The organism is Teichococcus globiformis (genome assembly GCF_042646265.1).
GTDB classification, from domain to species: Bacteria; Pseudomonadota; Alphaproteobacteria; order Acetobacterales; family Acetobacteraceae; genus Pseudoroseomonas; species Pseudoroseomonas globiformis.
Genome location: NZ_JBHRTN010000029.1, coordinates 76420 through 89792, shown reverse-complemented (window position 1 = coordinate 89792; position 13373 = coordinate 76420). Strand labels below are relative to the sequence as shown.

Genomic DNA, 13373 nt, shown 5'->3' with positions numbered 1-13373 from the left:
GGACGTGAGCATAGCCTATCCTGCCGCGCAGGCGAAGCCGGTCCACCATGGTCGGCGGATGGACCAGGACGAGGAAACAGGCACATGGCTCTTCCATGGCAGGCGGCGGCGACGCGGGCGGCGGAAATGGTTGCCGGCTGGGAAGAACACGAGCCGGGTGGAGTGGTGCTGGGTTTCGACTCCATCGGTCCACGCTTCTTGGAGGCGCGCGGCCTTGCCAGCCTGGATCATGGTCTGCCCTTCACACCGGCGACGCCGGTGCGGCTCGCATCGATCACCAAGCACATCTTCTGCGCCGTGGCGCTGAAGGAGGGCATGCCGATGCATGCGCCCCTCGGCACAATGGTGCCGGGGCTGGCGCCCGGCCTCGCGGCGGTGCCCCTGCGCCGGGCGCTGGACATGACCGGCGGCTTGCCCGACCTGGCCGATAGCTTTGGCCTGCTCGGCATTCCAGCCACTGCCGATTTCAGCCGCACGGCTTTGCTGGCTCTGGCGCGCGGCCTGCCGGACGTGAACTTCACGCCTGGCGAAAGCATCGCTTACAGCAACACGGGCTACCGGCTGGCGGAATCGGCCTTACAGGCGCCCTTTGGATCATTGCTGGCGCGGCACTTCCCGAATCACGACCTGTTTTACCCCGAGGATTCTTCCGATGCCGTGCCGGGACTGGCTGGCGGGTACTGGCATGATCCGGGGCAGGGCTGGCGCCGGGGCCGCTACGGCCTGAACTTTTCCGCTTCCGGTGGCCTCGCCGCTTCCGCCGAGGCGCTGATGCGGTGGTCGCAGCACCTGATGGAGGAAAAGGGCAGTCTGGAGGGACTTTGGCCCCGGCTCACCGAATCGGGCAGGCTCAGTGACGGACGTGAAACGGGCTACGGGCTCGGCCTCTCGCGCGTTGCCCTTCCTGGTCCCGCCCTTTGGGGGCATGGTGGTTCCTTGCCCGGATACAAGAATCACCTGCTGCTGGCGCCCGATCTGCGGATCGGCGTGGTCGTGCTGAGCAACCGGGACGAGGCATCTGCCTATAGGATCGCATTGTCGGTGCTGGCGACGCTTACTGGAACCGCCTTGCCTTGTGCCGCAAGTCTGCCACCCGGCCTTTATGCCGAGGAGGAGGGACCGTTCTGGGTGGATTGCAGCGGCGACGCCATCCTTCTGATGGGTGCGCAGGAGCCACTTTGGCAGCATGAGAGCGGAGACGCCATCGGCTTGCAATCCCACCAGCCTTTCCAGCTGAAGGCCACGCCGGAAGGATTGAGCGGGATGCTGGGCCATCGCACCTGCCTTCTGCGGAAGGTCGATCCGACGGCGCGCCTCGATCGAGGTCTTCTGGGACGTTGGGCAGGAACCGCCTTCGGCAGCGAGGTGGCGCTTGAGGTCCGCGAAGGCATGAACGGCACGGAGCTGGTCCTCCCCGGGCTGCCGGGCAGTGTGGCGGCCCTTCGTCCTCTTGGCCCAGGAAAGGCTCTGGCGGAACGGGTCGCCGGTCCATCGCGCATCCGATTCGCGCTCTGGCTATCCAGGCCAGACGAGTTGCTGCTGGTGTCACAACGGAGCCGGGTGTTTCGTTTCAATCGCACTGGGTGAATGCGGCAGGCTGTTTCATCGCCGGGAGGTCATCCTGCTGGTGAGCCCGTGCCTTTCACACGCTTTGCCTACCCGTAATTTACATAATTCCGCTTATAACATAGAAGCTGGGCAGCTAGAGATGCCCCTCGCGCGGTCGTTCCACGACGGTGATGACAGCAGATGATGCCAGGGCTGACCCGCTACCTGCAGCATGCTAGGGCGGCGGGTGTGGTACGTGTGCAAGGCTGCCTTCAGGCCTTACCGATCGAGGCCGAAGACGTTCGGCATGACCGATTGGACGCGGAACACTCATCTGCGCCTCGCTTCGAACCAAGCATTCTCGCTCGGCGGGATGCGTGGTTTCGCATCATTCCGGCACGTGACAGGACAGCCTGCCCTCTGCTGCGGCACGTAGGAAGTGGCATTGCCCTCAAGTCCCCTGCCAGTCCGCTATAGCCCGCAGAGCGTCGGTCAGGTGCTTTCGTCGAATCCCCCTCTGCACCCGGCACCCAGGGGACACGGGGGGATTTGGTTTGAAGTTTCCCGGTCCCATCTGCGCCAGGCAGCCCATGGCGCCCAACGCTCCGGCAGGCTGCTGATTGCGGCAAGCGACAGCGGCGTTAGCCAGGCAGCACCGCCCTGCAGGATCCTTGCGCAAGCGGTAGGCTCAAGCCCAGGCACCGGTCAGCTTACCCTGCCCGATGAAGCCGGGTCAGGCAGCCATGAACAGCCCGGATCAGGGCCGGTAGGTCCTGGGCTCCGACCTGCCGCTTGGCAAGCAACGCCGTCACCATCTCGGCGGTCTGTGCCCGCAGGGAAGATGGCGGCATCGCGCCTGCAACTGCGGGCTGCATGTCCGGCAGCGGTGCCGGCTCGATGGAAGCGACTTCCGGCTCGATCGGCTGGCCGACGCTGGCAACCGCGGGTGCCGCGGAGTTCAACAGCGATTGAAGAGTGGCCGCGGTTTCGTAGAAGCCATCGCCGCGCTGAGCGACCCAAGGCTGGCCCTCGTGCCAGAAGATGCGGCGTTGCATGGCGAAGGTCTGCGCCTGGGCCGGGGAAGCCGGGGCAAACCGGCAGCCATGGGCTTCGGCCAGGCGGATCTGCTCCTGGGTGATCTGCAATACGGCACGCCCTTGCAATTCGTTTCAAGCGGCGATTCCGGCTTTCCGGCTCGCCTCCGGCACTATGCATCCGCGTAGCGGATCGATCCAGAACCGCTAGGCCGTGGGGATGCCGTTCTCGCGTGGCGCGGCGTCCAGGAGGCGGGAAAGGATGCGGCCAAACTGCAAGTTGGACACAGCGGTGCCCGCTTGGTCGGTATCCACGCGGTGAACCACCACGGCGTCCAGGGTCGGCAGCACCAGGAGCTTGTGGCCTCGCGTCCCGAAGGCGGCATAGGCCCTTGGCGGCATGACGACCCCCGGGAACATCGCGCCCTCCCTGGCCACCCACCACATGTATCCGTAGGCGCCGCGGGGCCCTGCATCCGAAAGCGGGAGAACGCTGCTGCGTACCCAGTTGCGCGGCACCACCTGCTTTCCGCCGGCCCTGCCGCCATCCAGGAAGAGCTGCCCTACTCTGGCGAGATCCCGCGCAGTCATGCGGAAAGGATAGGCAGGGTGATGCGATTCGGGCAGCTCCACGTAGCTGCCATCCTGCTCCGGGCGGAAATCCTGCAGGCCACAGGGCGTCCCGATTCGTGCGACGAAGTCAGAAAAGATGTCTGCGCCCGTCAACTGCCGGAAGATGCTTCCCAACGCATTGAAGTCCCAGTTGTTGTAGCACCAGGTGGTGCCAGGCCCGGCGCTGTGGCGGGCAGGCTTGATCGACAGCATCCAGGGTGATTCGTAGCCGCTGGGATGGTAAACGCCTGAGCGCGCGCAGAGCAGATCATAGATGGTTGCCAGCTTCTCCTTCTCCGTCAGCCCCTGCTTGTCGTCGATGCCGAGTTCGCCGAGCGTCGCGTCGAGGTCGATCCGGCCCGCCTCGACATGAATGCCGATCAGGGCCGAAAGCAGGCTCTTCCGGATGGAATGGGTGTTGAACCGCGCGGCAACGCGCCCGGCGGACAGAAGCACCCGCCCTTTTACCACCACCAGCAACGCCGCGCTGTCCAGGCCCGAAGCGAGATCCAGGGCAGCCTGGAGTGACGCCGTCGACCAGCCCGCCGCCTCTGGATTCTCCCAGCACGGCCAGCCGCCCGGATCTGCCTCCCCCGGCGCGCCGGCGGGAATGGACTGGACGAGGGGGGAATGCGGGAGGGCCATGGACATGATCTCCTGATCTTCCCTTCGCGATAATCCGCTCCGTGCATTCGCGCCAGCGCCGGTGCAAGCTTCCCATGGATGGCACGCGAATTGCGAGCTACGCTCGCCGGAAAGACCATACCGGCGAGGAATCACCATGAAGAACCGCCTCTCCCATCGTCGTCGTGCCGCAGGTCGTCTGGCCCTTGCTTTGCTGGCCGGCGCCGCCCTTTGCGGCGGCGTGCAGGCCGCCACGCCGGGAAATGCCCTGGTCATGGCCTGGAACATCGATGCGATCTCGACCTTCGATCCCGCGCAGATCGGCGAGGTCGTCACCAGCGAGCTGATGCAGAACACCTGCGACCCGCTGGCCAGCTTCGACCCCAAGGACGAGGCGAAGGTCGTTCCGGCGCTGGCCGAACGTTGGGACGTTTCTGAGGATGGGCGGCAGATCACCTTCCATCTTCGCGACAATCTGGTGTTTCCGTCCGGCAGCAAGGGCTCGGCGCAGGATCTGGCCTGGTCCATGCAGCGTGTTGTGAAGCTCGGCTTCGGCAACGCCGCCTCCCTTACCGAGTATGGCTTCACCAAGGCCAATGTGGAGCAGATGATCACAGCGCCGGATGAGCGGACGCTGGTGCTGAAGCTGGACAAGCCTTACCCGACCGGCCTCATCCTCCAGGCCATCGCAGCCAACCGCGTCGCCGTCATGCTGGATCGCAAGACCCTCACCGCAAACGAGGTGAATGGCGATCTCGGCAACAAGTACCTTACCAACCGCACAGCCTGTGTCGGCCCCTACCGACTTCGGCAATGGAATGCCGGGGAAAGCGTGGTGCTGGAAGCCAATGAGAAATACTGGCGCGAGGGGCCCAAGCTGCGGCGCATCATCATCCGCCACGTGGCCGAGGCTGGAACCCAGCGTTTGCTGCTGGAGAAGGGCGATGTCGACATTGCTCGCGACCTGACGCCCGAGGACATGCAGGCCATCGAGAAAATCCCCGGCATCACGCTGGCCCGCACGCTGAAGCCGCAGATCGTGTATTGGGCCTTCAACAATGCCCATCCCGCCTTCTCCCACGAGAAGGTGCGCCTCGCCATGCGCTACCTGATCGACTATGCCGGGCTGGGCAGAACGGTGATGGCATATAATGGCGTGCCGCGGGCCAGTCTGGTTCAGCTCGGCGCCTTCGGTGCGCTGGATGAGAAGGAGGGCCAGCCCTTCAGCCTCGACACCGACAAGGCGAAGCAGCTTCTGACCGAGGCCGGCTATCCGAACGGCTTCGAAACCAGCATGATCTTCAGCACCCTGCCCTATGCCGCGCCTATCGCGCAGCATATCCAGGCCAATGCCGCCAAGGTCGGTGTGCGCATCAAACTGGAACAGATGGCCAACGCGCAGCTCTTCGCGCGCCATCGCGGACGGGAGTTCGAGACGGTGATCGCCGCGTGGCAGACCGGCATTCCCGATGCTCAGGGGAATGCATCGCGGCAGATGGCCAACCCCGACAACCGTGCTGAGGCGAAGCTGACTCAGTATCCGTCGTGGCGCCATTCCTTCTATTCCGAAGACGTTAACAGGAAGGTGGAGGCGGCCCTGCTGGAACGCGACGAGGACAAACGGGTAGCCTTGTACCACGAATTACAGCACGAGATGATGCAGCGCGGCCCGGTGGCAGTGATGTTCCAGAGCGTGCACCTGGCCGGCATCCGCAACACGTTGCGGAACTGGACGTGGCACGGATTCCAGAGCTACTACGAACTGGCTGGCAAGGAGTAGCGCCTCCATGGCGGATGCGGCGGCGATGCCCGCACGCCGGAGCAGGCGCGGCGGGACCGCTGCGCTTCCCGGCTGGGTAAGCAACACGGCGCGGCTGATTATCTCGGTCGCCGTGACCTTGTTCGGGCTGATGGCCCTGACCTTTTTTATTGGCCGACTGCTGCCGCTTGATCCGGTCGCCGCGATCTTGGGCGACAACGCCACGCAGGAAGCCTATGAGGCGATGCGGCAGCAACTTGGCCTCGACCAACCGCTCTACATCCAGTTCGCCCGGTATGTCTGGGACGTGGTTCGGCTCGATTTCGGCACGGCCTTGACCACAGGGCAGCCGGTGCTGACGGATATCGGCCGCGTTTTCCCGGCGACCATTGAACTGGCGACGGTAGGCATCATCATCGCGACCGGGCTCGGCATTCCCTTGGGTGTGCTGGCCGCCGCCTATCGCGATTCCGCCATAGACTACTTCGTCCGCGTGTTCGGGCTTCTGGGTTACTCCATGCCGAATTTCTGGCTCGGGCTGATGGGGCTGGTGCTGTTCTACGCCACACTGGGCTGGGTTGGGGGACCGGGACGCATCGACACTGCTTACCAATGGGATATCGAGCCGGTGACCGACCTGCTGCTACTCGATACCGCCATGGCTGGACAGTGGGAGATTTTCCGCAATGTTTTCGGCCACATCATCCTTCCCGCCTCCATCCTCGGCTTCGGCGGGATGGCCTACATCAGCCGAATGACGCGGAGCTTCATGCTGGAGCAGCTGGCTCAGGAATACGTCATCGCAGCGCGGGTGAAGGGACTGTCCTGGACACGCACCGTATGGGTGCACGCCTTCCGCAACGTTGCCGTGCAGGTGGTCACCGTTGTCGCGCTGGCCTATGCGTTCTTGCTGGAGGGCGCGGTGCTGACGGAAACCGTGTTCGCCTGGCCAGGCTTCGGCCGTTACCTCACCAATGCGCTGCTTGGCGGAGACATGAATGCTGTTGTTGGCTGTACCCTGCTGGTGGGCGTCATCTTTGTCGGATTGAACCTGCTGTCCGACCTGCTCTACCGCATCTTCGATCCGCGGACCCGCTGATGCCCGGCTCCACATCCCTCGGCACGTGGCTGCGCGCGCCGGTTCCCGCCTCGCCCTTTCAGGCGCGCATGCAGGCCACGTGGCTTGGCTGGCGCCGTTTGCGATCCAACCCACCGGCGCTGGCCGGCGGCATCATGCTGCTGATCCTGATCACCATTGCCGTCTTCGCGCCCCTGATCGCGACCCACGATATCTATGCCCAGGATCTGTCGCAGCGTCTGCTGCCGCCTTCGGCCGTGAATTGGCTGGGAACCGACGATCTCGGCCGCGACATCTTCAGCCGCCTCATCTTCGGCGCGCGGATCACCCTCTACATCGCCTTTCTGGCTGCGTTGATCGCCGGACCGCTGGGCCTCGTGATCGGTGCCACGGCTGGCTATCTGGGTGGCTGGACCGATACCATCCTGATGCGGCTCGTGGACATCTTTCTGTCCTTCCCGAGCCTGATCCTGGCGCTCGCCTTTGTTGCGGCACTGGGTCCTGGCATCGAGAACGCCATCATCGCCATATCGCTCGCCGCCTGGCCGCCCATTGCACGGCTGGCGCGCGCCGAAACGCTGACTGTGCGCAAATCGGACTACATTGCGGCCGTGCGGCTGCAAGGCGCCTCGCGGCTGCGCATCATCGTCAACCATGTCATGCCAATGTGCATCCCATCAGTGATCGTCCGTATCACCCTGAATATGGCGGCGATTATCCTGACCGCCGCTGGGCTCGGCTTTCTCGGCCTCGGCGCTCAGCCCCCAAGCCCGGAATGGGGCGCGATGCTGTCCACGGGGCGGCAATTCGTCATGACAAGCTGGTGGATCGCCGCCATTCCCGGCACAGCCATTCTTCTGACCAGCCTGGCCTTCAACCTGTTCGGTGATGGGCTGCGCGACGTGCTGGATCCTCGCCATGGCTGAGCCGCTCCTTCAGGTCCGCGACCTTCGCGTTGCCTTTCCTTCACCCCACGGCGCAGTCGAGGCAGTACGCGGCGTATCCTTCGACGTCGGCCGTGAAAAGCTCGGCCTTGTCGGGGAAAGCGGCTCCGGCAAGTCCATGACCGGACGCGCGCTGCTGAAGCTGGCACCGAAGACGGCCGAGGTGAAGGCAGCCCGTCTGGGTTTCGCCGGGATCGACCTCAATGCAGCGACCGAGCGGCAGATGCGCCGCATCCGTGGCGCTCGCATTTCGATGATCATGCAGGATCCGAAATACTCGCTGAACCCGCTGATGCGCGTCGGTGCGCAGATCGCCGAGGCTTGCCGGCTACATCAGCGCGTCGGCAAGGCCGAGGCGCGCGCGAAGGCTATGGCGATGCTGGAGGCGGTGCATATCCGCGAGCCGACCCGCGTGTACGACCTGTTTCCGCACGAAGTTTCCGGTGGCATGGGTCAGCGCATCATGATTGCCATGATGCTGGTCACCGGCCCGGACCTGATCGTCGCCGATGAGCCCACCTCCGCCCTGGATGCCACGGTGCGGCGGCAGGTTCTGGCCATTCTCGATGAGCTGGTCAGCCAACGCGGCGCCGCGCTGATTTTCATCAGCCATGACCTGAACCTGGTCGCGGAATTCTGCGATCGGGTGCTGGTGATGTATGCCGGCCGCATCGTCGAGGAGCTGCATGCCCGCGACCTTCACCAAGCACGCCACCCCTACACCCAGGCACTGCTGCGCAGCCTGCCGCGACTGGAGGAACCGGTGACCGAGCTGGCGGTGCCGACCCGTGATCCTGCCTGGCGTGACGGCCCGGCTTACCGGCTGGGCTCCTTGGCGTGACAGCCCCAAGCCCGCCCGTGCTGGACATCGCCGCCCTTAATGTCACATTCGGCCACGGCGCACGCGCCAACCGCGCAGTTCAGGACGTGTCGTTCAAGGTGGCACGTGGCGAAGCCTATGGACTGATCGGTGAATCGGGCTCGGGCAAATCCACGGTGCTGCGCGCCATTTCCGGTCTGAACCCTGAGTACACCGGCGACATCCTGCTCAACGGCACCGTATTGTCGCATGGCCGGGACAAGCCGTTCTTCCGGCACACGCAGATGGTGTTCCAGGATCCTTATGCGTCGTTGCACCCCCGCAAGATGGTCAACCAGGTCCTGCTGGAACCTCTGGCGATCCATGGGCTCGGACAGCGGCAGGAGCGCGTGGACGAGGCGCTTGCCGCGGTGGGGCTCGGCCCCGCCTACCGGTTCCGCTACCCGCATCAGCTCTCGGGAGGCCAGCGGCAGCGTGTTGCCATCGCCCGGTGCCTGATCCTGGAACCGGAGATCCTGTTGCTGGATGAACCCACCAGCGCCCTGGACGTGTCGGTTCAGGCTGAGATCCTGAACTTGCTGCAGCGACTGCGAACCGAACGTCGCCTCACTTACATCATGGTCAGCCATGATCTGGCGGTCGTGGCCCACCTTTGCGACCGACTGGCCATCATGAATGGCGGCCGCATCGTGGAGGAGCTGACCGTGCAACAATTGCGCAGGGGGGAGGCGAGCCAGCCCTACAGCCAGGAACTGCTTGCAGCCACCACCTATCGGCCAATGCGTGCCGAGGACGCAACGGTCTGACCCAGGCGCGCGGGCGCGTCGACGATCCGCCTTTGTGGCGCAGCGAAGATGCTGTCATCGGCGCACCGCTTCCACAGGAAGACCCCTGGGTTATCCACAGCCTCATCCACGAAAACTGTGGATGAAGTTCAAGACCCTGTTTGTTCTCGCAGGATCGCTCTCAGCCGTCGCGAAACCGCTCCGGGGCATCGATGCCCATGTCGCGACCCTGGGCGTCAAAGGCGGCTTCGTAGATCAGGGCCAGACGGCTTTTTGGTGTGCCGTCGACATAAGTTTCGCCGCTGGGCTCGGCCGCTTCCGGCGCTGCCGTACCCAGGCCCAAAAGGTGCGCAGCCTGGGCCGCCAGTCCGGCCGAATGCATCGCTTCCACCGCCAGCCGCGCTTCGGCCAGGCCGAGCTGCCGCTCCAGCTCCAGCGCCCGGCCGCGCTCGGTCGCCAGGGCAGCCTGCAACTCGCCGATCCGCGCCGCCATGATGCCGGACAGGCGCTCCAGCCCGGCCAAGGGAGAATCGGGCGCCTCCAGCAGATGGCGAAAGGCGGCATCGCCAGCCGCGGCTTCGGGGATGAGCGTCTCGGACATCTCGGGCCTCGCGGGATGGGGAAACAGGATGCGGCAGAGGCATAACCGCATCCGCCGCCGAGGGAAAATCAACCCCTCCCCTTGGCCGGACGGCAGCAATGCGGCATGGCAAACGGCCCACACGCCCCGAGGAGGCCGTCATGCCGCATCGTGACACTCTGGCCATGGCCTTCGCCGCCTTTGCGGCCGGATGGTCGGTCATGTCGCTGGAGATGCTGGACGGGCGGCTGATGGCGCCGGTTTTCGGCCAAACCCTGTTTCAATGGGGCGCCATCATCGGTACCGCGCTCGCCTTCATGTCGGCTGGCTACTGGTTTGGAGGGAGGCTGGGTGCCCAGGGATGGGGGCGGGGTGCCCTGCCTTCCCTGCTGGGGCTGGCCGCCTTCTGTGCAGCGCTGACGCCCTGGATCGGCCGCGCCGTCACCGCCGCTGCCGAACAGGCGTTGGGGCCTGTTTCGGGGGCAGTGGGCGCCTCCTGCCTGCTGATCGGTCCGCCTGCCTTCTGTTTGGCCGCCGTGTCGCCGCTCTGCGTGGCGCGGCTGGCGGAGCGCGGGCACGCGGCCCCGGCCTCTGGTGCAATTTCCGCCTGTCAGGCCCTGGGCAGCATCGGCGGCACCTTTTTTGCCGCCTTCTTCGCCATCCCGCAGATGGGGCTTGTGGCGGGCTACGCCTCGGCGGCGACATTGGCCGGGCTGGCGGCGCTGGCCACCGGGCTGGCGCCGTGGCGGCTTGGGCTGGCGCTGCTGCCGCTGCTGCCGGGGCTGTTCAGCGAGCAGGCGCGTGCCGCTCGCTTCGCGCATTTCGAGGAAACGCCGTTCAACACCATCATGGTGGTGGAGGACAACTTCGCGCGCTACCTGATGTTGAACTCGCCGCTGGCCGTGCAATCCATGCAGCGGCACGACGGCACCCTTGCCGGGTCCTACTGGGACCTGCTGGCTGCCGTGCCTGCCCTGGCGGAGGGCCGCTCGGCCCTGTTTCTAGGCGTGGCAGGCGGTGCCGCGATCGGCGCCACGCAACGCGCCTGGCCTGGCCTGAACGCCCAAGGCGTGGAGCTCGATCCTGCCGTCACCGCGGTCGCCCGGCGCGATTTCGGGCTCAACATCCCGGTCCGCCATGACGATGCACGGCGTGCCATGCAGGCGGATGCCACGCGATACGACATCATCGTCAGCGATCTTTACGCAACGGCGCAGATGCCCCCGCATGTAGCGACGGAAGAGTTCTTCTCCCTGCTGTCGCAGCGCCTGAGGCCCGGAGGCGTGCTGGCCGTCAATGCCTTCGATACCGGCGATGGCGGGGGCATCACGGCGCCCATCGCAGCCACGCTGCGCCAGGTCTTTCCAGCGGTGCTGATGGCGCGCGCGGACAGCGGCAACGCGATCCTGCTGGCCTGGAATGATCCGATAACGGCTGAGCAGGTCCGGCGGCGCCTGCAGGCGGCTCCGCCCCCGGCGGCTGGCCCCGCCGCCAGAATGGCCGCCACGCTGCAGGACACGATGGCGCTGAGTGCCGGGCTGGCACCACTGACCGATAATCGTTCCGACATCGAATGGCGCAGCGCGCGTGCGCTGGCGGCTTGGCGCGAGCGGATGCGCTGAACAGGCGCGCGCGCCCTGCAACTTTCCGGGGCGAGCCCTCATAATTCCCTCAGCACCGAGGAGACATGCCGCATGCCGCCCCGCATTACCACCTTGACCCTGAACCCCACCATCGATCTGGCAAGCGAGGCAGAATCGGTTCATCCGGTGCGCAAGATCCGCACCGTGGCGGAGCGGCAGGATCCGGGCGGCGGCGGGGTCAATGTCGCTCGGGTGGTGCGCGAGCTGGGTGGCGACACCCTCGCCATCATCCTGGCCGGCGGCGTCACCGGGCGGTTCCTGGAACAGCTTCTGGACGAAGCGGGCGTGCCGCGCCGGACCCTGTCCATCGCTGGCCGTACCCGCATCAGCCAGACCGTGCTGGAGAGGACCACCGGGCAGGAATACCGCTTTGTCGCCGAAGGTCCCCGGGTCAGCGAGGCGGAATGGACCGCGGCACTGGAGGTGGCTCGGGAGGTCAGTGACGGATGGCTCGTGGCCAGCGGCAGTTTGCCCCTGGGCGTGCCTCAGGATTTCTACGCCCGTCTGGCAGCCCAGGCGCGGCAGCAAGGCTTGAGCTATGTGCTCGACACTTCCGGAGAGGCGCTGCGCTTGGCGCTGGAAGAAGGCGGGATAACCCTTCTGAAGCCAAGCCTCGGCGAGTTCGAGAAGGCGTTGGGCCGCGACCTGCGAGGCACCGGCGCGCTGGAGCGGGCCGCCATGGAGGTTGTCTCGGCGGGCAAGGTGCGGATGCTGGCGGTGACCTTGGGCAGCGGAGGCGCCCTGTTGGCGCGCCCCGAGGGTCCTCTGCGCCTGCCGGCCCTGGATGTCGAGGTGCGCGGCGCGGTCGGTGCCGGCGACAGCTTCGTGGCCGCCATGACCATGGCGCTGGCCGATGGACGCCCCGCCGACGATGCGTTTGCCTGGGGCGTTGCCGCCGGTGCCGCCGCCGTGTCCCAGGCCGGGACGGCGCATCCCGCGCGGGAAGACGTGCTGGCACTGCGCCGCCGCATTGCCGCGGTGCCGGAGGTAGTCTCGTGATCCGTCTGCTGGGAGACCTTGGCGGCACCAATGCGCGCTTCGCCCTCAGCATCGCCGGCGGACCACCGGAAGAGGAGCGCAAGCTGCCCGTTGCCGACCATGCCGGGGTGGTGGAAGCGGCGCGAAGCTATCTGGGCGGCCGCAGGGTGGACGAGGCGGTGTTCGCCGTGGCAACGCCGGTGCGTGGCGACGCGATCCGCTTCACCAACAATGACTGGCATTTCTCCATCCGCGACGCCGAAGCGGCGCTTGGCCTGCGCCGCCTGATCGTGATCAACGATTTCGTCGCCCAAGCCGCAAGCATTCCGGCGCTGTCCGGCGAGGATCTGCGCATCCTGAAGCCGGGTGAAGCGCGGGAGAACGCACCGGCCGTGGTGATAGGCCCTGGCACCGGCCTCGGTGTCGCCTTCGTGCAGCCCGGCCCTACCGGCCCGCGCATCCTGCCCAGTGAGGGCGGGCACATCTCCTTTGCGCCGCAAGACTCGATGCAGGACGCGCTGCTGGAGCGGTTACGCGCGCGGCACGGGCATGTCTCGGCAGAGCGGCTGGCCTCCGGTCCCGGCTTGCTCGCCATCGCCAGGATAATGGGCGAGATTCAGGGCGTCGCCGTGGCCTGGGATGATCCCGAGGATGTGGCGGAGGCGGCGCGGAACGGGGAGCCACTCGCCCATGAGGCGGTGAGGCACTTCTGCGCCATCCTGGGTGCAACGGCCGGCAGCCTGGCCCTCGCCTTGTTGGCCGAAGGCGGCATCTATGTGATGGGCGGCCTTTGCCGCGGCCTCGGTTCCTTGCTGGATGTGGAGGCCTTGTTATCCGGCCTGCACGGCAAGGGCCGGTTCGAGGCCGTGTTGCGGCCGATCCCGGTGATCCAGGTGATCCGTCCGCACACCGGCTTGGTCGGTGCCGCCGCCTACCGTCCTTCCGCGCAATGACGCGCAGAACGCGGG

Annotated in this window: 12 protein-coding genes; 9 read left to right on the top strand and 3 right to left on the bottom strand. The window is 66.1% G+C overall.

Features of this window, described 5'->3' with window-relative positions; all coding sequences use genetic code 11:
- Nucleotides 1–84 precede the first annotated feature (84 nt).
- Nucleotides 85–1587: a serine hydrolase domain-containing protein gene (locus tag ACFOD4_RS21285; RefSeq protein WP_379599725.1), complete on the top strand. Its 1503-nt coding sequence runs from the start codon at nt 85–87 to the stop codon at nt 1585–1587.
- Nucleotides 1588–2258: 671 nt separating this feature from the next.
- Here ACFOD4_RS21285 and ACFOD4_RS21280 read toward each other — a convergent pair.
- Together ACFOD4_RS21280 and ACFOD4_RS21275 are read right to left on the bottom strand one after the other, a co-directional pair.
- The gene (locus tag ACFOD4_RS21280) at nt 2259–2693 is read right to left on the bottom strand and encodes a hypothetical protein (RefSeq protein ID WP_379599724.1); all 435 of its coding nucleotides are present in this window, start codon (nt 2691–2693) and stop codon (nt 2259–2261) included.
- A gap of 96 nt (nt 2694–2789) precedes the next feature.
- Nucleotides 2790–3839, bottom strand: coding sequence for a serine hydrolase domain-containing protein (locus ACFOD4_RS21275; protein ID WP_379599723.1), 1050 nt, complete (start codon nt 3837–3839; stop codon nt 2790–2792).
- 136 nt (nt 3840–3975) lie between these two features.
- Here ACFOD4_RS21275 and ACFOD4_RS21270 point away from each other — a divergent pair, with 136 nt between their 5' ends.
- Genes ACFOD4_RS21270 through ACFOD4_RS21250 form a run of 5 tightly spaced genes read left to right on the top strand, consistent with a single transcriptional unit; the run spans nt 3976 to nt 9225 of the window.
- Nucleotides 3976–5598, top strand: coding sequence for an ABC transporter substrate-binding protein (locus ACFOD4_RS21270; RefSeq protein WP_379599722.1), 1623 nt, complete (start codon nt 3976–3978; stop codon nt 5596–5598).
- 25 nt (nt 5599–5623) lie between these two features.
- Entirely contained in the window at nt 5624–6676 is a 1053-nt protein-coding gene (locus tag ACFOD4_RS21265; RefSeq protein WP_379599721.1) for an ABC transporter permease, read from the top strand.
- Nucleotides 6676–7581 carry an ABC transporter permease gene (locus ACFOD4_RS21260; protein WP_379599720.1) on the top strand — a complete coding sequence of 302 codons (906 nt, stop codon included), beginning with the start codon at nt 6676–6678 and terminating at the stop codon, nt 7579–7581. The genes ACFOD4_RS21265 and ACFOD4_RS21260 overlap by 1 nt, the downstream gene beginning before the upstream one ends.
- Nucleotides 7574–8440 (top strand): ABC transporter ATP-binding protein, encoded by an 867-nt coding sequence (locus tag ACFOD4_RS21255; protein WP_379599719.1) that lies wholly within the window; start codon nt 7574–7576, stop codon nt 8438–8440. Before ACFOD4_RS21260 ends, ACFOD4_RS21255 begins: the two co-directional genes overlap by 8 nt.
- Nucleotides 8437–9225: an ABC transporter ATP-binding protein gene (locus ACFOD4_RS21250; RefSeq protein ID WP_379599718.1), complete on the top strand. Its 789-nt coding sequence runs from the start codon at nt 8437–8439 to the stop codon at nt 9223–9225. The genes ACFOD4_RS21255 and ACFOD4_RS21250 overlap by 4 nt, the downstream gene beginning before the upstream one ends.
- A 160-nt stretch (nt 9226–9385) precedes the next feature.
- Here the strand turns inward: ACFOD4_RS21250 and ACFOD4_RS21245 are convergent, their stop codons facing one another.
- A complete protein-coding gene (locus ACFOD4_RS21245; RefSeq protein WP_379599717.1) occupies nt 9386–9805 on the bottom strand; it encodes a hypothetical protein in 420 nt (139 codons plus the stop codon).
- A gap of 140 nt (nt 9806–9945) precedes the next feature.
- On the opposite strand from ACFOD4_RS21245, the gene ACFOD4_RS21240 reads away from it, so the two are divergent.
- The 3 genes from ACFOD4_RS21240 to glk all read left to right on the top strand — a co-directional run bounded on the left by ACFOD4_RS21240 (nt 9946) and on the right by glk (nt 13358).
- Nucleotides 9946–11406, top strand: coding sequence for a fused MFS/spermidine synthase (locus tag ACFOD4_RS21240; protein WP_379599716.1), 1461 nt, complete (start codon nt 9946–9948; stop codon nt 11404–11406).
- A gap of 72 nt (nt 11407–11478) precedes the next feature.
- Nucleotides 11479–12426, top strand: coding sequence for a 1-phosphofructokinase family hexose kinase (locus tag ACFOD4_RS21235; protein WP_379599715.1), 948 nt, complete (start codon nt 11479–11481; stop codon nt 12424–12426).
- Entirely contained in the window at nt 12423–13358 is a 936-nt protein-coding gene (glk, locus tag ACFOD4_RS21230) for a glucokinase (RefSeq protein WP_379599714.1), read from the top strand. Before ACFOD4_RS21235 ends, glk begins: the two co-directional genes overlap by 4 nt.
- Nucleotides 13359–13373: the final 15 nt, after the last annotated feature.